The following is a 21,393-nucleotide window of genomic DNA, read 5'->3' as shown; positions in this document are numbered from 1 at the left end:
GTACGTACCGGACGACCGCCGGGGCTGTTTCGGCAGAGGACGGCCCAGCGCTCTCCGGCTCTCCGCCGGACTCCTTCGGCGTCCGATCGGGCCGGGGTCCAGCTCCTATTCCGTGCCCGCGAGGGCGGTTGCCAGGTCGGTCAGGTGGGCCGAGACCGGGCCCAGGGTCAGCAGGCCGCTGCCCGCACCGGCCAGTTCGCCGGCCGCCGGGGTGAGGGCGGCCTGGGCGCGTGCCATGACCTGGTGGTCGCCCAGCGCCAGTGCCGCTCGGGCGGTGAGGCACCACAGAGCCTCCTGGAGGAGGCCGCGGGGCGGCTCGGGTGTGGCGTCCAGTGCCTCGGCGGCCTCCGGGAGGTGGCCCCGGTCCAGGAGGAGAAGGGGGTGCGCCCAGGGGGCGTACGGGCCCCAGTCCGTGTCTTCGTCGAAGCTCAGGGGAAGCCCGTGCCGCAGGCGCAGGCACAGCAGCGCGAGCGGCAGCAGGCCCTCGGCGAGGCCCGGCATACCCGCGTCGCGGAGCAGGCCGGCCGCGTCCCGGTAGGCCGCTTCCGCTTGATTCGCCGGTGCCTGGTCCGTGGCGTCGAGCCGCAGCGCCGCGTACCAGCCGGTGAACACGCCCACCAACGGCCGCTCGTGCCGTACGGCCAGTGCGTCCGCGGCGGCCGCGTGCCGGTCGGCCGCGGTGAAGTCGCCGAGGGCGCAGCGGGCTTGGAGCCGGACGAGGTGGCCGAGGATCTCGAAGTCGGCCAGGCCGTGCCGGGCCGAGAGCGCGACCAGTTCGGCGCCGATCTCGTCGCGCCGCGGCGCCAGTCCGGCGCGGTCGAAGCACTGCATGAATGCCCCGTTGAGGGCGAACGCCAGCAGCACCGGATCGTCCAGCCGGCGAGCGATCTCCTCTGCCTGGCGGGCGGCCTGAGAGCCACGGGCGAGGGCAGTGCCACGCGACTCCAGGGCGATGGTGGCCAGCAACCGGGCCCTGGCCGCCTCCTGGCCGACGGGGGAACCGCCCTGTTCGAGCCCGGCCGGGAACTCGGTGGAAGGCAGGGCGGCGAGGGTGCGCTCGGCGGCCGCGACCACGTGTGCGGCCTGTTCCGGGTCGTCCAGGGTGGTCCAGATCGCCGGGACGTCGTAGGCGCCGATCACCCGGGCCGTCAGTTCGGCGTCGCCCAGTTCCTCGGCGGCCGCGATCGCCGCGACCCGGTGCTCGCGGGCGGCCGGCAGTCCGCTGCCGCCGGTTACGGCGAGGTTGCGCAGCAGGCCGGCCGTCGACTCCAGGCGTGCCCGGGCGTCGGGGGCGACGGCACGGTCGTAGGCGGCGGCGACCTGCTCCCAGACCCGGCCGGCGGGGTTTTCCGGCGGCTGGTCGAGGTGGTCGGCCTGGTGGAGGATGTCCGCCTCCAGGGAGCGCAGTCCCGGGCCCGGATCGACGCCCAGGTGCTCGGCCAGGAGCGCACGGGCCCGGCGCAGCACGTCCAGCGCGTCGGCCTGCCGACCGGTTCGGTACAGCGCCAGGGCCAGCAGGCGCCAGGCGTTCTCACGCCAGGGATGCTCGGCCGCGTGCGCCCTGAGGTCCGCGGCCGCGCGGTCGGCCAGGCCGAGCGACAGCAGCGCCTCGGCACGCAGCTCCACGGCGTGCAGGCGCAACTCGGTCAGACGGCGGTTGTCGCCCCGCGCCCACGGCTGGTCGGCGAACTGAGCGTAGGCGGGTCCGCGCCACCAGCCGAGCGCCTCCTCCAGCCGTACGGCCGCCTCCTTGGGCGGCAGCGTCCCGGCGGCGGCGACCGCCGCCTCGAAGCGCCAGGCGTCGACCGCGTCCGTCGAGGTGCGCAGGGCGTATCCCGGGCCGTCGGTGACGAGCAGCCGGGCCGGGCTGCGGGGCGGGCGGCCCGGTTCGAGGGCGCGGCGCAACGCGGCGACGAACGTGCGTACGGCACCCACCGCGTCGCCGGGCGGATCCGACCAGAGATCGTCCACCAGGCGGGAGACGGGCACGACACGTCCCCGGGCGACGATGAGCCGGGCCAGCACCGAGCGGTGCCGCGGCCCCTTCAGGGCGATGGCGTTCCCCTCCGCGTCCCAGGCCGTGACCGGCCCGAGCACGCCGAAGCCGGGGAGCGCGTCGTCCACCGTCCGACGCTGTCGCGGGCCTTCCAGGCGCTGCTCATCCACTGCTCATCCGCTCCCAGGAGGATCGAGGAACAAGATCCTCCAAGAGGCATCCTCCACCCATCCATCGTTTCGCATCGGTAAGGAGCGCAGCCATGACCATGGACAGCTCAGCCATGCCCGTACGCGGCGCAGCCATGACCGCAGGGAGCGCAGCCGTGCCCCCTGTCATCACCGGCTTCGATCATCACCGCGTCCCCGTCGCCGACGGAGTCCGCCTGCACACGGCCGTCGGCGGCTCCGGCACACCCGTCGTGCTGCTGCACGGCTTCCCGCAGACCCACCTGATGTGGCGCCACGTGGCGGCCGATCTCGCGGCCGACCACACCCTGATCTGCCCGGACCTGCGCGGCTACGGCGCGAGCGACAAGCCGGCGGAGTCCGACGGCACCGTCTACGCCAAGCGCACCATGGCCGCGGACATCGTGGCCCTCGCCCGTGAACTCGGCCACGAGCGCTTCGCGTTGGCCGGGCACGACCGTGGCGCCCTGGTCGCCTTCCGCGCCGCGCTCGACCATCCCGGCACGGTCACCCATCTGGCGTGCCTCGACGTCCTGCCGACCCTCGACATGTGGGAGGTGATGCACGGCGTCTCCGCCGCCGTGGGCTTCCACCTCTATCTGATGGCTCAGCCGCCGGGTCTGCCGGAGCGCATGATCAGTGCCGCGCCGGACGCCTTCTTCGGCCACTTCCTCGACATCTGGACGAGAGACCGGGAGGCCGTTCCGCCGGAGGTCCGTGCCGCCTACCTGGCGGCCTGCCGGGCGGCGGTGCCCTCGATCGTCGCCGACTACCGGGCCTCCGCGGGCGTGGACATCGAGCACGACCGGGCCGACCGGGCGGCAGGCAGCACGCTGCGGATGCCGGTCAGCGTGCTCCAGCAGGACTGGGGCGCGGCCCTCGGCTTCGACGCCGCCGCGCTGTGGGGCGCCTGGGCGCCGGACCTGCGGCACACCACGGTCACCTGCGGCCACTTCATGGCGGAGGAGGCGCCGGACGACATCGCGAAGGCGCTGCGGGCCCTGCTCGCGCGCTGACCAACCCCCAGGCGTCCGGGCGCCCGCCCTGGGGCGGGTGAGGCACCTGGTGGCGACCTGAGCCGACCGAGGCACCGATGTCCCGGCCCGGCACCCGGCTCAGGTTCCGGGGAGGATACGGCGCGTTTCGTAGGCCCACATCGCGATCTCGACCCGGTTGCGGGCGCCGAGTTTGGCCATCAGGCTGGCCAGATGCGTCTTCACCGTGCTGAGGCTGATGTGCAGCGCATCGGCGATCTCGGTGTTGGTCAGCCCGCGAGCGACGGCGAGGAGCACCTGCTCCTCGCGGGCGGTGACGGGGGAGACCGGCTGGGCCGCGGGCCGGCCGGCGGGCAGGTCCGCGAATGCCTGGAGCAGACGGACGGTGACGCTGGGCGCGATGAGCGCCTCACCGTCGGACGCCGACCGTACGGCCTGGGCCAGAAGGTCTGGTCCCGTGTCCTTGAGGAGGAATCCGCGGGCGCCGGCACGCAGCGCGCCGTAGACGTACTCGTCGAGGTCGAACGTGGTGATGACGACCACGGCCAGCGGGTCGGCGACGCCCGGGCCGGCGACCAACCGGGTGGCCTCGAGCCCGTCGATCTCGGGCATGCGGATGTCGAACAGGCAGACGTCGGGGCGCAGTTCGCGGGCCAGACGCACCGCTTCCAGTCCGTCGGCGGCCTCGCCGACCACCTCGATGCCGGGCTGGGCGTTCAGCATGATCCGCAACCCGGTGCGGATGATCGTCTGGTCGTCAGCGACGAGGACGCGGATGGGCACCGCTCTCGGTCCTCCCTCTCGGCAGCTCGGCTTCGACATGCCAGCCCTGGTCGGCGCCAGGGCCGGCTTGTAGTTCGCCGCCGAGCAGGGCAGCGCGCTCGCGCAGTCCGGCAAGTCCGTATCCGTCGCGACCTCGGCCGGTGCGTTGGCCGTTGTCGCGCACACTCACCCGTACCTTGTGCCGTTCCGCGGTGACCCGTACCAGGACCTCGGTCGCGGTGACCGCATGGCGCATCGCGTTGGTCACCGACTCCTGCACGATGCGGTAGACGGCCGCGTCCAAGGCCGGCGGCAGCGAGTCCAGCTCGCCGTCGAGCCCCAGGTCGACCTTGAGGCGACCACCCGGCGTGCGCACCAGGCGCTCCAGATCCGCGACGCCGGCAGGCGGCGCCAGCTCGGCGCCGGCCCCGCGGTCGCGCAGCGCGGCGACCATGGCTCGCATTTCCTCCAGCGTGCGCGCCCCTTCCTCCTCGACCCCCTCCAGCGCCTCGACGGCGGCGGACGGGTCGGCGCCCGCGAGCACCCGGCCCGCCTGGGCGATGATCACCATGGCCGACACGTGGTGGGCCACCGTGTCGTGCAGTTCCCGGGCGAGCTGCTCGCGCTCGCGGGAGCGCACCTGCTCCAACTGCCGCTCGCGAGCGGTCACCCAGAACCGCACGGCAGCCCCGAACACGCCGGGCAGCAGCAGGAAGACGAAGCCCACGAGGTTCTCGACGACCGGCGTCTCGTCCGTGACGGAGCACAGCGCGGCGGCCGCGAGGACCACCGTGACGCCCAGCACGATCTCGCGTCCCGATCCCCACCGGGGCAGCGCGTACACCAGCACGAGCACGACCGCGCCGGTGTACAGGCCGACGGGCTCGCGCGGTGCGGCGACCAGCGAGGCCACCTGAAGCAGGATCACCGAGCCGAACGCCAGCGTCACCATCGCCAGCGGGCGGGTCCGGCGCCACAGGGGCAGCAGGCACAGCCATACGGTGAACACCACCGCCACCGGCCGCCACACGACGTTCTCGCGCAGGGTGGCCTCCAGCACCACTCCGCCCAGGCCCGCGGCGAGCAGCACCCAGTCCCGCCACACCCGGGCGGGCGCGTCGGGCGGCCGGGGTTCGGTCCACAGGGTTCGCAGGTCGTCTCGCAGCACGGTTCTCAGCGTAGGGACCGCGCCGTGCCGCGCATCGGCCGAAAGGACGGTTCGTCACTCCGCCCCGGGGCCGACGGATCCGCGGCCCGCGGGCCGATGCCGCGGAGCGCCGTGGCGACGAACCTCGGCATCGGCGGCCGTACAAGGACGGCCGACAAGGTGGTTGGAGGACCCGATGCTCTCGAAAGCCCTGTTGCGCCTGGGCGCAAGCGCCGCCCGCCATCCCTGGCGGGTGATCGCGGCATGGCTGGTCGCCGCCACGCTCGCCGTCCTCGCCGCCGTCGCCTTCGGTGGGCGGAATGCGGATTCGATGACCGCGCCGGGACTGGACTCCCAGCGGGCCGCGGAACTGATCGAGCGGGCCGGCACCGGCCAGGAGGGGATGACCGCCCAAGTGGTCGTCACCCCCCTCGACGACGCTGCGACGTTCTTCGACCACGACAGCGCGCGCACCGCTCTCGCAGGGCTGCAGACCGAGGTGAAGCGGCTGCCGCACGTGCTCGGCACGAGCGACCCGGCGGGGGCACTCGACGCGGGCGGGGACACCGCCGGGCGCGGCGGCCTCGTCTCGGCCGACGGGCGGATCGCGGTCGTCCGGGTGCAGTACCCCGACCAGAGCCGGCTGTCGGCCGAAGACCTCGACGCCCTCGTCGATCTCGGCGACCGGCTGCGTGCCGAACTGCCCCTGCGCATCGAGATGGGCGGGAGCCTCTTCTACGCCTTCTCCGACCCCGACGGCGGCGCGAGCGAGTTGATCGGTCTCCTCGCCGCGGCCGCGATCCTGTTCCTGGCGTTCGGTTCGCTCGTCGCCGCCGCGCTGCCGATCGGCATGGCGGTCTTCGGACTGACCGTCGGGGTCGCCACGATGACGGTACTGGCGGGGGTCACGGACGTCCCCACCTTCGCACCGGTGCTGGGCAGCATGGTCGGGCTCGGAGTGGGCATCGACTACGCGCTGTTCGTGCTCGCCAGACACCGGGAGTACCTCGCGCGCGGGCTCTTTCCGCACGAGGCGGCCGGACGAGCGGTGGCCACGGCTGGGCGGCCGGTGGTCTTCGCCGGCGGCACCGTCGTCGTATCGATCCTCGGCCTGGCGGTCGCGAACGTGCCGTTCATGACGGTGGGCGGGTTCGCCGTGTCGATCGTCGTCCTGATCATGGTGGTCGCGTCGGTGACGCTGCTGCCGGCCTTCCTCGGCGCCGCCGGCCCACGCCTGGCCCGGACCGGCCGGATCCGCCGGGCTCTGCAGACCAGGAAGCCGGGCCGACTCGCACGGCGGCGGGACCCGGCGGCGGGCGCCGCCCCCGCCGCCGGGTGGCGGCGCTGGATCGGGCACGTCAGCCGGCACCCGGTGCCGTACGCGGTCGGCGCGGCGGGGCTGCTGCTGACGGCGACGCTGCCCCTGCTCGGCCTGCGCGTCGGCCTGCCCGACGACGGCTCACTGCCTCAGAGCCGTACCGAGCGCCGCGCCTACGACCTCGTCGCCGAGGGGTTCGGCCCGGGCACCAACGGTCCCCTCGTCATCGCCGCGGACCCCGCCGGTGATCCGGGCGTGCTGGACCGACTCGTCGGGGCGGTCGCGGCGGATCCGGGCATCGCATCCGTCGCACCGACGCACATCGATCGGGCCACCGGCATCGCGACCCTCGTGGTGTTCCCGACGACCAGCCCTCAGGACAAGGCCACGGCCGACACCATCGCCCGGCTGCGCACCGACGTGCTGCCCACGGCGATCGGGCACGGCCCGGCCAGGGCACACGTCGGCGGCGCCGCCGCGAGCCTGTCCGATGTGGGCCAACGCACCAGCGAGCGCCTGCCGGTGTTCGTCGCCACCGTGCTGGCGATGTCGTTCCTGCTGTTGATGCCGGTCTTCCGCTCGATACTCGTACCGCTCAAGGCGGTACTGCTGAACCTGCTGAGCATCGGCGCGGCCTACGGCATCATGGTCGCGGTCTTCCAGTGGGGCTGGGGAGGAGCACTCATCGGGCTGGAAGCGACGGTTCCGATCGTGTCGTTCATCCCGATGTTCCTCTTCGCCATCCTGTTCGGCCTGTCGATGGACTACGAGGTGTTCCTCCTCTCCCGCGTACGCGAGGAGTACCTGCGCACCGGCGACAACGGCACGGCGATCGTCGAGGGCGTCTCGGGCACCGCCCGGATCATCACCTCGGCCGCCCTCATCATGGTGGCGGTCTTCCTGTCCTTCGCCGTCGCCGAGGACCCCTCCACCAAAATGTTCGGGCTCGGCCTGGCCACCGCGATCTTCATCGACGCCACGGTCGTACGCATGGTGCTGGTACCGGCGACCATGACACTCCTCGGCCGGACCAACTGGTGGCTGCCGGGGTGGCTGGACCGGATGCTTCCCCGCGGCCCGGTCGGCACCGACGACCCCGACGCGGAATCCACGGGTGAGGCCCCGCGTCCACGGCTGGTCGACCGTTGACTCAACTCCTGCCCGCCCTTGGCGTCCGGCACCTCACCGCGACGCCCAGCACGATCTCGCGTCCCGATCCCCACCGGGGCAGCGCGTACACCAGCACGAGCACGACCGCGCCGGTGTCCCGCCACTGCCACCCGGTGTCGGGGCTACCAAAGCCCCGGTTCGGTCCCGATGATCGGCTCCGACGGTTTGCCGTCCACCCCGACCGGCACGTCACCGACGAGCATCACGCGGTGCATGGTCCGCGGGAAGTCGAGGTGGGCGTTGTCGCTGGGCGCGAGGTGGATGGTGGCCCGGTTGTCCCAGAAGGCCACGCTGCCGGGCTCCCAGCGGAACCGGACCGTGTACTCCGGGCGGACCACCTGCTCCAGCAGCATGTCGAGGATCGCCCGGCTCTCCGTCCGCGAGAGGTCGGCGATCTGCTCGACGTAGTAGCCGTTGACGTAGAGCACCCGCTCCCCCGTCTCCGGATGGACGCGCACCAGGGGATGCAGCGAGGCGACCTGACGCTCCAGCAGATGACGGACGTAGGCGTCGTCGCCGGGGCGGGGCTGGTAGCCGACCCCGAGTCGGTGCTCGGCCCGCAGGCCGTCCACGAACTCCCGCACCGGGCCGGAGAGTCCGGCGTACGCGGCCGCGAGGTTTGACCAGGTGGTGTCGCCGCCGTACGGAGGTACGGTCTGCGCGCGCAGGATCGTCGCGGCGGGCGGGTCGATACGGGCGCCGTGGTCGCAGTGCCAGCCACGCAGCAGGGTGTGGCGGCGCCGTCGCAGCCACTCGTCGTGCTCCATGCCGAACTTCCCGCCCAGCTCCAGCCGGTCGGCGGTCGTCTCGATCTCGGGGAAGTCCGACGGGGAGGCGCTCCCCCGCTTGCGCAGGACGACCGGTTCGCCGAACCGGCGCGCGAACGCCACATGCCCGGCGTGGTCCAGCCGCTGTCCGCGGAAGAACACGACCTTCCAGCGCAGCACCGCCGCCCTGATCGCCGCGACCACGGCGTCGTCCAGCTCGCCGGCCAGGTCGACGCCCGCGATCTCCGCCCCGATGTGCCCGGCGACCGGCTTCACCTCGATCCCCGCCACCTGCTCCGTCCCCTGCGCGGTGGCCCTGTCCGTCGTCATGCGCACTCCGTCGATCGTCCGCACCGGCTCCGGTCCGAGCCGGTTCCAGGAAGATCGTGACAGTGTTCGGCGGGCGTGGCGACAGGGCCTCAGCGCCCGGGCACGCCGACGGCCGCCAGCACCGAGTCCGCCACCCTGCCCGCCGGGAGGCCGCCCGTGTCGACACGCGCCAGGCCGCGCGCGTCCAGGTCCTGTGCCATCAGCGTCTGGAAGCGCTCGGCACGGGCGAGGAACTTGTCGACCAAGTGGCGCTCCTGGTCCGTCATTTCCCCGTAGCGCGCCGACGCCCGCATGCGCTCCCGCAGCGCCGTCTCATCGGCCGTGAGCCATACGGCCCGGGTGCCGGGCACGGTCATCAGCCCGGCCACCCGGGCCGGCCACAGCGCGGAGCCCTCCAGGACCAGGCCGGGGCCCTCTCCGCTCGCCCCGTCGACGACGAGTTCCTCGATGCGGGGCCACAGGCGTGCGTAGTGGTCCGACACCGACCGGATCAGTTCGTCGACGTCCAGGGTGGCGTAGTGCTCGGCGACATGCGGCGGAGGTTCCCACTCCGGCGTCCGCCAGGGCCGCCCGGGGTGCCGGGCGAGCCTGTCCGTCGAGCGGCAGGCGAACCCGAGCCGTTCGGCGACGGCCCGGGCCACGGTCGACTTGCCGGTGTGGGACGTTCCCCCGATGAGCACCACGCGCACGTCCTGCATGTCCTCGACCCTACTCAGCCCTACTCAGCCCTGCTCACCCCACGGCGAACTCCCGGATCACCGTGTTCCGGAACACCGCCGTGCCGCCGATGGTGTACAGCGCGAGCCCGGTGTCGGCCGGGTCCGGGAAGGCCTCGGTGGAGTGCACGTACCGGCCGTCGTCCACGAACATCTCGATGGACGTACGGTCGACCAGGATGCGCAGTCGCACCGTGCGCGAGGACGGGTCGAAGGGGCTCCGGCTCTCCTGCCACCGTCCGGACGAGTCGGGGCCGGTGGTGTAGGCGCGGTTGACGTAGGCGTAGCTGTCGTGGATCCCGGCGTCGATGTGCCGTCCGCCGTCCAAGGACCGGCGCAACTGCATTCCAGCGCCCGCCAGTTGCTCCCAGGTGATCTCGGTGGTCAGCTCGTACGCCGTGCCCGTGTAGCCGAGCAGGCGGCTCCCGCTGACCTCCAGGTCTCCGAGGCTCACTGTGCGGGAGACATGGTTGTCGAGCCCCGCGACCGGCTGGGAGGCCAGGTAGTACGTGCCGTCCGCCGCCCGCTTGAGCGTGACCTCGCGGACGATCGAGTCGGTGCCGTTGAAGCCGTCGCACTCGAAGGTGGGCGTCGTGTTGGCGTAGTCCCAGTGGTTCATCCACCCGATCGCGTACCGCGCCGCCGGATCGAGCGTGCCGGTCGCGTCCCGCTTCTCGAAGGTCACGGCCGCGTACCAGTCCCAGCCGTGGTCGAGCCACTGTGGGTCGGAGGCGTCCGGGGTGAAGGCGGTGCCGTCGAAGGAGCCGGTCCAGTAGGCATAGGTGCTCGGCAGCCCGGATCCCTTGCCGTTGGCGCTCACGCCCAGCACCCACTTCCAGGTGCCGTCCGCCGCACGGATGCGGAACAGGTCCGGGCACTCCAGCACGCCGATGCCGCCCTTGATGAAACCACCGACGTACGTCCACGACTTGAGGTCGGCGGAGTGGTAGAAGCCCACCTTGTCGTTCTCGGCGAGCGCCATCACCCACCGCCCGCGCTCCTCGTCGCGGATCACCTTGGGATCGCGGAAGTCCCGGACGCCGGGGTTGGGCAGGACCGGGGCGGTGCCGTGAGGGGTGAACGTACGGCCGCCGTCGGTCGAGTAGTACAAGAACTGGGCCTGCGCGACGTCGTCGGGCGCCATGGTCGCGAGGACGATCACCGCGCCCGCGCCGAAGCCGGCGGTGTTGCCGGTGTCGATCACGGCCGAGCCGGACCAGACGTCACCGTTGGGCGTGGTGTCCTTCGGCACGGCGATCCCACGGTCGGTGAAGGAGACCAGGTCGGTGCTGGTGGCCAGTCGCCAGGCGGTGCCCGCCGCCGTGCCGCCCGTGGAGTAGTCGGGGTTGTACAGGTAGTAATAGTGGTACTCGCCGTCGATCCACACCGGCCGCTGCGGATCGTTCATCCACTGGTCGGGGACGGTGAAGTGGTACTCGGCGCGGTAACTGCCGGCGCACGCGGCCTCGGCCGTCGCCTGCGCGGCCGCCGGCTTGGACACGGCGGGGAGTAACGCGCCGGCCGCGCCAACGGTCGAGGCGATGAACAGCGATCTCCTGGATATTCCGGGCATGCCGGATGCATCACGCTTCATGGTGCGGCTCCTTCTCTGGCCTCGTCGCCAGGAGTACGGCTCGTGTGGGTCAGGACTGTGCGGCCTAACTCGTTAAAGGTCAAGTCGTTCGCGACTCTTGACAGGCCCGTAACAGGCTTCACATCATCTGGGGCATCAGTTCTGGCTAACACGAGTTAGGCCCACCTGAATGACCGACTCGCATCTCACCCGCCGCACCCTGCTGCGGTACGGCGCCTACGGCGCGGGAGCCGCCGCGCTGGCCGGCACCGCCGCGAGCTGGGACCGGCTCACCGGAGCCGACATCCCCGGGCGCGACGACGGCTCCCTCGTCGTCGCCACACTCGGCCCCGCCTACGGGCCGGAGGCCATCCGCACACTCACCGAGGGCTTCAAACGGGTCCACCCCGACATCAAGCTGCGGATCAACGCGGTGCAGGCCGTGGACTGGTCGGACTTCTTCGCGAAGATCCTCACCCAGATCGCTGCAGGAACCGCGCCCGACCTCGTCTACGTCGCGACCGAAGGCGTCCAGCTGTTCGCGCAGCGCCTCGGCGTCCCGTTGGACCGCTGGGTGAAGCGGGACGCCGAGGAGCTGCGCGAGTACTTCGCCGACGTCCACCCCTCGCTGGTGGAGTCGATGATGTACGAGGGGAGCCTCTACCAGCTGCCGGTCGAGTTCAACGCGGCCGACATCTACCTCAACAACCAGGTGCTGAAGCGGGCGGGCGCGGACTTCCCGGCGGCCGACTGGACCCGCGACGACTTCACCGCGCTCCTGCGGGACATGAAGAGGGCCAGTGGTTCGCAGTTCACGCCGTACTTCTGGACCAACCGGCTCTGGGGCGGCGTGGTGCCGTGGCTGTTCGCCAACGACACCAATCTGCTCACCGAGTCCAAGGCGCCGGGGGGCGCCTGGCTGTGGGACTCCTTCTATCCGGCCGCCGAACGGGCCGGCCGCGGGGGCGGGTTCCGGTGGACGACCCCACAGGCCGACCACGCGCGCGTGGAGGAGGCGTACGACTATCTCGCCTCCCTCATCGAAGAGGACCTGTGCAACCGGCCCGAGGGGGGCAACGGCCAGAACCTCATCGGCGTGTTCTCCACCGGCCGCGTCGGGGTCACGCCGGCGGGCGGCTTCTGGGCGGGCGGTCTGCACCTGGCGGGGATGAAGGCGGGCGGGTTCGACACCCAGTACTTCCCTCGCTGGCGCACCCAGCGCATGCAGTTCGGGGCGGCCGGCTACGCGCTGCTGCGCACGTCGAAGCGGCAGGAGGAGGCCTGGGAGTTCATCAAGTACGCCGCCCGCAGGGACACCCTGATGCGGCTGTTCAACACGAACCAGACCACCCCGGCCCGCCGCTCGATGCTCACCGCCGACCGCTACCGGGAGACCGGCCCGGACCGCTGGCAGGTCTTCTACGACACCCTCGACAAGTTCCCCGACACCGGGCCGATCCCCGCGCCGCCGCAGGTCGCCGAGGTCGAGCAGGTGCTGCTGAAGCACACCGGCACCGCCCTGGCCTCGCGGCGTGCGGTCGCCCCCGCGCTGCGGCGGATGCAGAGCGATCTGGAGAAGGCCATGGAGCGTGACGTATGACGAACACCCGCATACCCGACGTACGGCCGAAACAGCCGACCGCGGCACGCAGCGCACCCGTCGCCGCGCCCCGGCCCTCCGCCCGTGACCGTGGTACCCGGCTGCTGGCCACGCTCTTCCTGGCACCGACGATCGTCGGCATCGTCGTCTTCACGGTCGTCCCGATCGTCGGCTCGGTGGTGCTGAGCCTCTTCCACTGGAACGTCATCGACTCCCCGAGCTTCGCCGGGGCCGCCAACTACCGTGAGGTGTTCGGCGATTCGACCGTGCTGGTCTCCTTCCGCAACACGCTGGTGTTCATGGTGTTCGCGGTCGCGCTGCAGCTCCTGATCGCCCTGGTGCTGGCGCTGGCGGTCAACGGGCGGATGCCGGTGTGGCTGCGCTCGGTGTTCCGCTCGGCGTTCTTCTTCCCGCTGGTGCTGTCCGCCGCGTCGATCTCGGTGGTGATGAAGTACCTGTTCAACCAGGACTTCGGGGTCGTCAACTGGCTGCTGGGGCTGGTCGGGTTCGCTCCGGTGCCGTGGCTGACGTCCGAGAACGCGGCGATGGCCACGGTGATCCTGGTCTACGTCTGGCAGCAGTTCGGCTTCTCGTTCCTGCTGTTCGTCGGCGGGCTCAACAACATCCCGAAGGAGATCCACGAGGCCGCCTCCCTCGACGGCGCGACGGGCCTGCGCAAGCACCTGACCATCACCCTGCCGCTGCTGTCGCCCACGCTGCTGGTCGCGTCGGTGGTCGGCATCATCAACGCGCTCCAGGTCTTCGAGCAGCCGTACGTCCTCACCAACGGCGGGCCCGGCGACTCCACCCGCACCGTGGTGATGGTCATCTACGAGAGCGCCTTCGAGCAGCTCCGCTTCGGCGAGGCCTCCGCCGTGGGTGTGCTGCTCTTCGTGCTGATCATGGCCGTCACCGCCCTCCAGTTCCGGCTCAGCCGGCGTTTCGTCCACTACCAGTGAGCCGGGTGAGTCCCATGAGCCAAGCGACGATGAACCTCAGCCGTGCCCGCCACTCGCTCGCGCCGTGGGCGCGGATCGCCACACTCGCGGTGTGCGCGCTGCTGACCCTGGGGCCGGTCATCTGGACCGTCTCCACTTCCCTGCGCGTGCCGGCCGAGTCCTTCGACCTGCCCCCGAAGATCATCCCGACGGACCCCACCGTGGAGTCGTACCGCGGGGTCTTCGACCAGATCGACGTATGGCTGCTCGCACTGAACTCGACGCTGGTGACCGCACTGATCGCGGTGGGCCAGATGATCACGGCCGGGCTTGCGGGATACGCCTTCGCACGCCTCGAGTTCCGGTTCAAGAAGCCGCTGTTCGGGCTGGTGCTGGCCACCATGATGGTGCCGTTGCAGGTCACGATCGTGCCGGTGTTCCTGGTGCTGAAGTCGATGGGCCTGACCGACACCCTGCTCGGGCTGATCATCCCGGCCTTCCCGACCGCCTTCGGGACCTTCCTGATGCGCCAGTACTTCCTGGGCATGCCCAAGGACCTGGGCGAGGCGGCGATGCTGGACGGCTGCGGGCCCTGGCGGATCTTCCGGTCCGTGTACGCGCCACTGGCCGCGCCCGGTCTCGCGATCGTCGGTGTACTGGCCTTCAACTACCACTGGAACGAGTTCTTCCGGCCGCTGATCCTGGAGACCTCCGGCCAGAACTACACCCTCCCCCTGGGCCTGGTCTCCCTCCAGGGGAACCTGGGCACCGGCTCCATCTCGGTGGTGCTCGCCGGTGTCGTCCTGTCCATGATCCCCGCCGTCGTCGTGTTCGTCGTCGGTCAGCGCCCTCTGCGTGAGGGCATCACGTCCGCAGGAGTCAACCGTTGAGCCTCACCGCTCACTCGACGGACCCGAACGCCCCGCGCTTCCGGGTCCGTCCCCCCGCCAACTGGATCAACGACCCGAACGGTCCCTTCCGTTGGCGGGACCGCCACCACCTCTTCTACCAGCACAACCCCGACGCCCCGGTGCACGCGAACGTCCACTGGGGTCACGTCTCCAGCCATGACCTCGTCCACTGGGAGCACCATCCGATCGCGCTCGCCCCGACGCCCGGCGGGCCCGACGAGGCGGGCTGCTGGTCGGGCTGCGTGGTCGACGACGACGGCGTGCCGACGGCCGTCTACACAGGCGTCGACCGGCACCACACCGGCCTGGGCGCGATCTGCCTGGCACGGGCGCTGATGCCGGAGGACGAGACGCTCACCGACTGGAGGCCGGTGCCGAAGCCGGTGGTGACCAGCCCGCCGGCGGACCTGGACGTGGTGATGTTCCGCGACCCGTTCGTGTTCAGCAGCGGTGGCAGGCGGTGGGCGCTGGTCGGCGCCGGGCATGCCGACGGGACGCCGTCGGTGCTGGTGTACGACTGCGACGACCTGGCCGACTGGCGGTTCGCCGGGGTGCTGCTCGACGGCAACGATCCGGTCGCGGCGGACGTGTTCGGGGACAAGGCCGTCGGCTGGGAGTGCCCGCAGCTCTTCGGGACGGCGGGCGGGGAGTGGGTGCTGGTGGTGTCGCTGTGGGACGGAGACCCCTGTGGCACCGGTTATCTGACGGGTCGTCTGCGGCCGTACGGCGACGACGAGTTGCGTTTCGAGGCCCGCAGCGGCGGGCGGCTGGACCACGGGCGGGACTTCTACGCGCCCGCCGTGCTCCAGGAGCCGGAGCGGGCGCTGATGTGGGGGTGGTCCTGGGAGGCACGGGAGCAGAGCGAGGTCGACCGCGCCGGTTGGGCCGGAGTCCTGACCGCGCCGCGAGTGGTGGACGTCCATGCCGACGGGGCCCTGCGCGTCGTACCCGCTCCGGAGCTCGAACTGCTGCGTGCGGCCGAGCCGTTCGTCGCCGCACCGGGGCGGCGTGCCCCGCTCCCGGAGTCGTACGACCTGAGCGTCACCGCGTCGGGCCGGACCACCGTGAGTCTGCTGCGGTCGGTCTCGGGTGCGGAGCTGACGGTCGTGCTGGACCCGGACGCGGGGACCGTGACGCTCGACCGCAGTGGCTGGCCGCGCTCAGGGCCCGAGGGGTCGGCGCCGATCGTGGTGCGGGCGCCGGCCCATGAAGTGCGGATCCTCGTCGACGGCTCGCTGTGGGAGCTGTTCGTCGGCGACCGGGCGACGGTCACCGAGCGGGTCTACCGGCGGCCGGACGACGTGCCCGAACTCGTCGTCACGGGTGCCGCGGCCACCGTCACCGGCTGGGAGCCGGTCCCACCGACGCACGACTGATCACCGGGCAGGCGAGGCGCCGTACCGTCGCGGGCGGCGTCCGGCCCGTGTCGATGGAGTCCAGGAGGAGCCGTGCGGTGGCCTCGCCCATCGCCCGGTGGGGCAGCGCGACGCTGGTGAGGGGCGGGGTGAGGAACTCGGCCATGTGCTCCTGGTCGTCGTAGCCGACCACCGACAGATCGCCGGGGACGGCGATGCCGAGCCGGGTCGCGGCGTGCAGGACGCCCGCCGCGACACGGTCGTTGTAGCAGAAGATCCCGGTGGGCCGCCGGTCGGCGGGGACGCCGTCGAGGACGCGCATCGCGCCCTCATGGCCCCCGCTGATCTCGCCCCCGCTCCGCACGACCCACTCCTTGGGCACGGTGATCCCCTCGGCGCGCAGCGCGTCCCGGAAGCCGCGCAGGCGGTCGACGGAGGCGAGGTCGTCCTGCCCGCCGACCATGGCGACCCTGCGGTGCCCCTCGTCAAGGAGCAGCCGGGCCGCCGTACGGCCGCCCGCGCGTTCGGCGGGGATGACGGCGGGCAGGGAGTCGTCCTCGGGCAGGCAGTTGGCGAGGACGGAGTGGGTGCGGTGCAGGCCCTCGGGGACACGGACGCGGCGCAGCGACATGGCCGCGTAGATGATGCCGTCCACGCGCCGGTCGAGGAGCTCGGCGACGGCCGCGTCCTCCTTGGCCGGGTCGCCACCGGAGTCGATGGTCAGCACGAGGTGCTCGCTGGCCCAGGCGGTCTCCATGGCGCCGCGCAGCAGCCGGCCGGCGAAGGGCGAGGAAGCGATCTCGTCGGTGACCAGGCCGATCACTGCCGTACGGCGGCGGCGTAGGCCGCGGGCGACGGGGTCGGGGCGGTAGCCGAGCTCGGCGGCGGCCTGCCGGATGCGTTCCTGGGTGGCGGGCGAGAGGTTGCCCTCGGCGCGGCCGTTGAAGACGAAGGAGACCGCGGTGTGCGACACGCCGGCGAGCCGGGCGACGTCCCGTGACGTGGGACGCCCCGATCCTGTCGCCTGCTTCTCCCCGGTGCCGCCCATGACGTCCGCCGCCTCGTCCCCCCGCCGTTCCGGTTGATCAAGGCTCACCCTATCCGTGACCCTGGAAGGACGACACAGTCAAGGGAAGGTCCGGCAGTGATCAGCATCCCGACCCGCTCGCTCAACGACGGTACGACGATCCCCGCCCTCGGCCTCGGCACCTGGCCGATGGACGACACGCAGGCCGAACAGGCCGTGCGCGACGCCCTGGAGCTGGGGTACCGGCTCGTGGACACGGCGACGAACTACCGCAACGAGACCGGCGTCGGCCGGGGCGTCGCGACCAGCGGCGTGCCCCGCGAGGAGATCGTCGTGACGACGAAGCTCCCGGGCCGCCACCACGGCTACGAGGAGACCCTCGCCTCCTTCGAGGAGTCCCGCGCCCGCCTCGGCCTGGACTATGTGGACCTCTACCTCATCCACTGGCCGCTCCCCCGCGTCGACAAGTACGTCGACTCCTGGAAGGCCATGATCAAACTGCGGCAGGACGGCCTGGTCCGGTCGATCGGCGTCTCCAACTTCACCGCCGGGCACATCGAGCGGCTGGAGAAGGAGACCGGTGTCCTGCCCTCGGTGAACCAGATCGAGCTGCACCCGTTGTTCCCGCAGGACGAGCTACGCGCCTTCCACGCCGGCAAGGGCGTCCTCACCGAGAGCTGGAGCCCGCTGGGCCGTGGCACGAGCCTCCTGGACGATCCGGTCGTCAAGGGCATCGCCGACGCCCTCGGCGTGACCGCCGGCCAGGTCGTCCTGCGCTGGCACACCCAGCTGGGTGCCCTGCCCATCCCGAAGTCCGCGAACCGGGAGCGGCAGCGCGAGAACCTCGACGTCTTCGGCTTCACCCTGGACGCCACGCAGATGGGCGCCGTCTCCGACCGGGCCCATCGGCGGCTCGGCGGGGACCCCGAGGTGCACGAGGAGTTCTGAGGGCGTTCGCCCTCCGGCTCCAGGCGGCGTCAGGGACGCCGTCGCGGGTACTCGGGGCGCTCGGGAAGGAGGCGCACGTGGGTGAGAAGGACCGGCTGCGGGAGTACCGCGGCAAGCGTGACTTCGGGCGGACGCGGGAGCCGCAGGGACGTGCCGCGGCCTCCGGTGAGGAGCCGCGGTTCGTGGTGCAGATTCATGACGCCAGCACCCTGCACTTCGACTTCCGGTTGCAGGTGGACGACGTACTGAAGTCGTGGTCGGTGCCGAAGGGCCCTTCCGACGATCCCCAGGACAAGCGGCTCGCGATGCCCACCGAGGATCATCCGCTGGAGTACGAGGAGTTCGAGGGCGTGATCGCACAGGGCGAGTACGGAGGCGGCACGGTGATCGTCTGGGACAACGGCACGTACGAGCCGCTGAGCCATGACCGCAAGGGGCGGCCCGTCGACTTCGGTGAGTCCCTCCAGCGAGGTCACGCCACGTTCCGGCTGAGGGGGTCGAAGCTGCACGGGGAGTACGCGCTCACCCGGTTCCGCGACGGCCTGGACGGTGAGCGTGAGGCGTGGCTGCTGGTGAAGGCCGGCAAGGCGCGAGCGGGCGGGCACGGCACCCCCGACCCGCGCCGGGCCCGGTCGGTGCGGACCGGTCGTACGCTCGCGCAGGTCGCCACGGACGGCGACGCGGAGTGAACCGACGCGAGGTGAACCGCGGCGGCCGAGGGTCCTGCCTCCCCTGATTTCGGCGGATGTTGTGGTTCCGCCCTCAACTACCCTTCCCTGCCTCTATGTTCACGGCGACAGCACTCTCGCCACTGGAGGCAATCCGTCATGCGCTCCGCGCTCCGTATCGCCGTCACCGGCGCCGTGGCCGCCGCCACCGTCCTGGTCGCCGGGCCCGCCCAGGCGACTCCGCCCGGGCCGGGCGTCACCGGCCGGATCATCAGTCAGAAGACCGTCGGCGACACCGACTACATCCTCCGGGAGGTCACCATCCCGCCGGGTCAGGCCACCGGCTGGCACTACCACGACGGGCCGCTGTACGCCTTCACCCAGCAGGGCACGCTGAGCCACTACAACTCCACCTGTGCCTCGGACGGCATCTACCCCAAGGGCAGTTTCATCCAGGAGCCGGCCGGGCCCGGCAACATCCACATAGGCCGCAACGAGGGCGACACACCGGTCGTCCTCGACGTGCTGTACGTGCTGCCGCACGGCGCGCCGTTCTCCCAGGACGCTCCGAACCCGGGCTGTCCGTTCGAGTGACCACGGCTACGGCAGCGGCTGCTCGGCCCAGATCGTCTTGCCGCTGTCGGTCTGCCGACTGCCCCAGCGCTGGGTGAGCTGGGCGACGAGCAGCAGTCCGCGGCCGCCCTCGTCGTAGGCGTGGGCGCGGCGCAGGTGGGGGGAGGTGGAACTGCCGTCGGAGACCTCGCAGATGAGGGTGCGATCGCGGATCAGCCGGAGCTGGATGGGCGGTGCGCCGTACCGGATGGCGTTGGTGACGAGTTCGCTGACGACGAGTTCGGTGACGAAGGCCGCCTCGTCCAGTCCCCATGCCGTCAGCTGCTCGGTCGCCGCCTGCCGGGTGGCAGCCACGTGTTCGGGGTCCGGTGTGACGTCCCAGGTGGCGATGCGGTCGGCGCCCAGGGCCCGGGTGCGGGCCAGCAGCAGGGCCACGTCGTCGCTGGGGTCCTCCGGCAGCACGGCCTTCAGCACGCTGTCGCACAGGGCGTCGAGGCTCTCGGTGGGCGCGGTCAGCGCGCGGCACAGTTCGGCGGTGGCGTGGTCGATGTCGCGGTCGCGGTCCTCGATCAGGCCGTCCGTGTACAGGGCGACCAGGGAGCCCTCCGGCAACTCCACGTCCATGGCCTCGAAGGGCAGTCCGCCGACGCCGAGCGGGGGTCCCGCGTTCATCTCGACGACCTGTGTGGTGCCGTCGGGCAGGACGAGGGCCGGCGGCGGATGGCCGGCGGCGGCCAGGGTGAGGCGGCGGGTGACGGGGTCGTAGACGGAGTACAGGCAGGTGGCGCCCAGTTCGGCGACCTCGTCGGTGTCGTCCCCGGCGAGGTGGGTGACCAGGTCGTCGAGGTGGGTGAGGAGTTCGTCGGGCGGCAGGTCCACGTCGGCGAGGGTGCGGACGGCCGTGCACAGGCGGCCCATGGTGGCCGACGACGGGATGCCGTGTCCGACGACGTCGCCGACGACGAGGGCCACCCGGCTGCCGGACAGCGGGATCACGTCGAACCAGTCGCCGCCGATGCCGGCCTGCGAACCGCACGGCCGGTAGCGGTGGGCCACCTCGACGGCCGCCTGTCCGGACAGCCCCCGGGGCAGCAGGTTGTGCTGCAGGGACAGCGCGGTGGTGCGCTCCCGGGCGAAGCGGCGGGCGTTGTCGACGCAGACGGCGGCCCGGCTGGCGAGTTCCTCGGCGAACACGGCGTCGTCGGCGACGTAGTCGTCCGACTGCCTGATGCGCACGACCACGGCGACACCGAGCGTGGTGCCCCGGGCGCGCAGCGGCACCGCCATCATCGAGTGGGCGCCCACGCGGTGGCGCCGGCCGGCCGGGGCCCGGGCGTCGCGTTCCTGGACCCACCGCATGAACGCCGGCTCGCCCGCCTGGCTCTGGACCACCCGGCTCTCCAGGATCGCCCGGGCCGGCGGCGAGAACGGCGGGTAGTAGTCCACCTCGCCGAGGTGCACGGCCGCTTCCGGGGTGCCCTCGGTGGCGGAGCCGTGGGCGACGCGGCGCAGGGCGATGTCCGTACCGGACAGCGCCGGCGGCTCCTCAGCGCCCAGCACCCAGTCGAACAGGTCCACGCTGGCGAAGTCGGCGAACCGGGGAACCACGACGCCGACCAGCTCCTCGGCGGTGCGCACCACGTCCAGGGTGGTGCCGATGGCGGCGGCCGCCTCGTTCAGCAGGGCCAGCCGCTGCCGCGCCCAGTACTGGTCGGAGCTGTCGAACGCCGCCAGTGCCGTTCCCACGACATCGCCGGAGGTGCCCCGTACCGGCCACATCTCGATGCTCCAGGCGTGCTCCCGGTTCAGCACCGGGGCACCGGTGAAGCTCTCGTAGCGGACCGGCCTGCCCGTCTCGGCGACCTGGCGCAGATGCCAGTGAAAGCCACGGCTGTGCTCGGCGTCCTCCACGGTCGCCGGGAAGGGCCGGCCGATCAGGAGGTCCTCCGGTATGCCCATGCCCTGGCAGGCGGCGTCGTTGAGCCGCAGGTAGCGCTGCTGGGTGTCGAAGATCGACATGGACATGGACGCCTGCTGGAACGCCCGCTCGGCCAGGGTCGGCTCCGGCGCGTCGGGCGGTTCGCCGGTGATCATGTATCCGTCGGGTGCGCTGTCCTCGCCCAGTACGGCGTGCGCCCGCAGGGTGAGGGGGACCTCCGAGCCGTCGCGGTGGCGCAGGACGACGGTGCCGGTCAGCGCGGCCATGGTCTGGGGAGGTGGTTCCTCGGCGAGCAGGTCCCGCGCGGGCCGTCCCACGACCTCCTCGGCCGTGCGGCCCGTGAGCCGCCGGGCACCTTCGCTCCACCCCTTGACCACACCCTGGGCATCGACGATCGCCGCAGCGGAGACGCGCTCCATGTCGTCCAGCATGAGTCCTACGCCGCACCGCATCAACCGCGACGCCCGGGCCG

The 21,393-nt window shown here is 72.0% G+C and carries 17 protein-coding genes; 9 read left to right on the top strand and 8 right to left on the bottom strand.

What is annotated here, in order from left to right:
• Positions 1 to 105: 105 nt before the first annotated feature.
• On the bottom strand, positions 106 to 2,124 hold the full coding sequence (locus EJ357_RS45105; protein ID WP_126398323.1) for an AfsR/SARP family transcriptional regulator: 2,019 nt from the start codon (positions 2,122 to 2,124) through the stop codon (positions 106 to 108).
• Between the two features lie 197 nt (positions 2,125 to 2,321).
• Between EJ357_RS45105 and EJ357_RS45100 the strand changes: the two genes are divergently transcribed.
• Entirely contained in the window at positions 2,322 to 3,200 is an 879-nt protein-coding gene (locus tag EJ357_RS45100; protein WP_188142324.1) for an alpha/beta fold hydrolase, read from the top strand.
• Between the two features lie 99 nt (positions 3,201 to 3,299).
• Here the strand turns inward: EJ357_RS45100 and EJ357_RS45095 are convergent, their stop codons facing one another.
• Positions 3,300 to 3,962: a response regulator gene (locus tag EJ357_RS45095; protein WP_126398321.1), complete on the bottom strand. Its 663-nt coding sequence runs from the start codon at positions 3,960 to 3,962 to the stop codon at positions 3,300 to 3,302.
• A complete protein-coding gene (locus EJ357_RS45090; RefSeq protein ID WP_126398319.1) occupies positions 3,937 to 5,109 on the bottom strand; it encodes a sensor histidine kinase in 1,173 nt (390 codons plus the stop codon). The genes EJ357_RS45095 and EJ357_RS45090 overlap by 26 nt, the downstream gene beginning before the upstream one ends.
• A 175-nt stretch (positions 5,110 to 5,284) precedes the next feature.
• On the opposite strand from EJ357_RS45090, the gene EJ357_RS45085 reads away from it, so the two are divergent.
• Positions 5,285 to 7,555, top strand: coding sequence for an MMPL family transporter (locus tag EJ357_RS45085; RefSeq protein WP_126398317.1), 2,271 nt, complete (start codon positions 5,285 to 5,287; stop codon positions 7,553 to 7,555).
• A 143-nt stretch (positions 7,556 to 7,698) separates the two neighbouring features.
• Here EJ357_RS45085 and EJ357_RS45075 read toward each other — a convergent pair whose 3' ends face one another.
• From EJ357_RS45075 to EJ357_RS45065, 3 genes are all read right to left on the bottom strand, one after another.
• Positions 7,699 to 8,673, bottom strand: coding sequence for a TauD/TfdA dioxygenase family protein (locus EJ357_RS45075; RefSeq protein ID WP_126398313.1), 975 nt, complete (start codon positions 8,671 to 8,673; stop codon positions 7,699 to 7,701).
• A gap of 89 nt (positions 8,674 to 8,762) precedes the next feature.
• Positions 8,763 to 9,371 (bottom strand): AAA family ATPase, encoded by a 609-nt coding sequence (locus EJ357_RS45070; protein WP_175647759.1) that lies wholly within the window; start codon positions 9,369 to 9,371, stop codon positions 8,763 to 8,765.
• 34 nt (positions 9,372 to 9,405) lie between these two features.
• On the bottom strand, positions 9,406 to 10,962 hold the full coding sequence (locus EJ357_RS45065) for a glycoside hydrolase family 32 protein (protein ID WP_126400885.1): 1,557 nt from the start codon (positions 10,960 to 10,962) through the stop codon (positions 9,406 to 9,408).
• Between the two features lie 190 nt (positions 10,963 to 11,152).
• On the opposite strand from EJ357_RS45065, the gene EJ357_RS45060 reads away from it, so the two are divergent.
• From EJ357_RS45060 to EJ357_RS45045, 4 genes are read left to right on the top strand one after another with little or no spacing between them, the layout of a single operon-like run.
• Positions 11,153 to 12,562 carry an extracellular solute-binding protein gene (locus tag EJ357_RS45060; RefSeq protein WP_126398311.1) on the top strand — a complete coding sequence of 470 codons (1,410 nt, stop codon included), beginning with the start codon at positions 11,153 to 11,155 and terminating at the stop codon, positions 12,560 to 12,562.
• Entirely contained in the window at positions 12,559 to 13,521 is a 963-nt protein-coding gene (locus tag EJ357_RS45055; protein WP_126398309.1) for a carbohydrate ABC transporter permease, read from the top strand. The genes EJ357_RS45060 and EJ357_RS45055 overlap by 4 nt, the downstream gene beginning before the upstream one ends.
• 14 nt (positions 13,522 to 13,535) lie before the next feature.
• The gene (locus EJ357_RS45050; RefSeq protein WP_126398307.1) at positions 13,536 to 14,390 is read left to right on the top strand and encodes a carbohydrate ABC transporter permease; all 855 of its coding nucleotides are present in this window, start codon (positions 13,536 to 13,538) and stop codon (positions 14,388 to 14,390) included.
• Positions 14,387 to 15,787, top strand: coding sequence for a glycoside hydrolase family 32 protein (locus EJ357_RS45045; protein ID WP_126398305.1), 1,401 nt, complete (start codon positions 14,387 to 14,389; stop codon positions 15,785 to 15,787). Before EJ357_RS45050 ends, EJ357_RS45045 begins: the two co-directional genes overlap by 4 nt.
• On the opposite strand, the gene EJ357_RS45040 is transcribed toward EJ357_RS45045, so the two are convergent.
• The gene (locus EJ357_RS45040; RefSeq protein ID WP_126400883.1) at positions 15,750 to 16,814 is read right to left on the bottom strand and encodes a LacI family DNA-binding transcriptional regulator; all 1,065 of its coding nucleotides are present in this window, start codon (positions 16,812 to 16,814) and stop codon (positions 15,750 to 15,752) included. The two genes, EJ357_RS45045 and EJ357_RS45040, sit on opposite strands and share 38 nt — an antisense overlap.
• A 96-nt stretch (positions 16,815 to 16,910) precedes the next feature.
• Between EJ357_RS45040 and EJ357_RS45035 the strand changes: the two genes are divergently transcribed.
• From EJ357_RS45035 to EJ357_RS45025, 3 genes are all read left to right on the top strand, one after another.
• Complete coding sequence (locus EJ357_RS45035) at positions 16,911 to 17,741, top strand: aldo/keto reductase (RefSeq protein WP_126398303.1); 831 nt, start codon at positions 16,911 to 16,913, stop codon at positions 17,739 to 17,741.
• A 77-nt stretch (positions 17,742 to 17,818) separates the two neighbouring features.
• The gene (locus tag EJ357_RS45030) at positions 17,819 to 18,430 is read left to right on the top strand and encodes a DNA polymerase ligase N-terminal domain-containing protein (protein WP_126398301.1); all 612 of its coding nucleotides are present in this window, start codon (positions 17,819 to 17,821) and stop codon (positions 18,428 to 18,430) included.
• Between the two features lie 138 nt (positions 18,431 to 18,568).
• The gene (locus EJ357_RS45025) at positions 18,569 to 19,003 is read left to right on the top strand and encodes a cupin domain-containing protein (RefSeq protein ID WP_126398299.1); all 435 of its coding nucleotides are present in this window, start codon (positions 18,569 to 18,571) and stop codon (positions 19,001 to 19,003) included.
• Positions 19,004 to 19,009: 6 nt separating this feature from the next.
• On the opposite strand, the gene EJ357_RS45020 is transcribed toward EJ357_RS45025, so the two are convergent.
• The gene (locus EJ357_RS45020; RefSeq protein ID WP_126398297.1) at positions 19,010 to 21,340 is read right to left on the bottom strand and encodes a SpoIIE family protein phosphatase; all 2,331 of its coding nucleotides are present in this window, start codon (positions 21,338 to 21,340) and stop codon (positions 19,010 to 19,012) included.
• Positions 21,341 to 21,393 lie beyond the last annotated feature (53 nt).

Source organism: Streptomyces cyaneochromogenes (assembly GCF_003963535.1).
Classification (GTDB): Bacteria; Actinomycetota; Actinomycetes; order Streptomycetales; family Streptomycetaceae; genus Streptomyces; species Streptomyces shaanxiensis.
This window is presented reverse-complemented; position numbering and strand designations above follow the sequence as displayed.

What these genes read in the sequence shown, in the direction of transcription:
- EJ357_RS45055 (WP_126398309.1), top strand. Translation starts at nt 12,559, where the DNA reads ATGACGAACACCCGCATACCCGACGTACGGCCGAAACAGCCGACCGCG.
- EJ357_RS45060 (WP_126398311.1), top strand. Translation starts at nt 11,153, where the DNA reads ATGACCGACTCGCATCTCACCCGCCGCACCCTGCTGCGGTACGGCGCC.
- EJ357_RS45040 (WP_126400883.1), bottom strand. Translation starts at nt 16,814, where the DNA reads ATGGGCGGCACCGGGGAGAAGCAGGCGACAGGATCGGGGCGTCCCACG.
- EJ357_RS45065 (WP_126400885.1), bottom strand. Translation starts at nt 10,962, where the DNA reads ATGCCCGGAATATCCAGGAGATCGCTGTTCATCGCCTCGACCGTTGGC.
- EJ357_RS45075 (WP_126398313.1), bottom strand. Translation starts at nt 8,673, where the DNA reads ATGACGACGGACAGGGCCACCGCGCAGGGGACGGAGCAGGTGGCGGGG.
- EJ357_RS45020 (WP_126398297.1), bottom strand. Translation starts at nt 21,340, where the DNA reads ATGGAGCGCGTCTCCGCTGCGGCGATCGTCGATGCCCAGGGTGTGGTC.
- EJ357_RS45050 (WP_126398307.1), top strand. Translation starts at nt 13,536, where the DNA reads ATGAGCCAAGCGACGATGAACCTCAGCCGTGCCCGCCACTCGCTCGCG.
- EJ357_RS45070 (WP_175647759.1), bottom strand. Translation starts at nt 9,371, where the DNA reads ATGCAGGACGTGCGCGTGGTGCTCATCGGGGGAACGTCCCACACCGGC.
- EJ357_RS45025 (WP_126398299.1), top strand. Translation starts at nt 18,569, where the DNA reads ATGCGCTCCGCGCTCCGTATCGCCGTCACCGGCGCCGTGGCCGCCGCC.
- EJ357_RS45085 (WP_126398317.1), top strand. Translation starts at nt 5,285, where the DNA reads ATGCTCTCGAAAGCCCTGTTGCGCCTGGGCGCAAGCGCCGCCCGCCAT.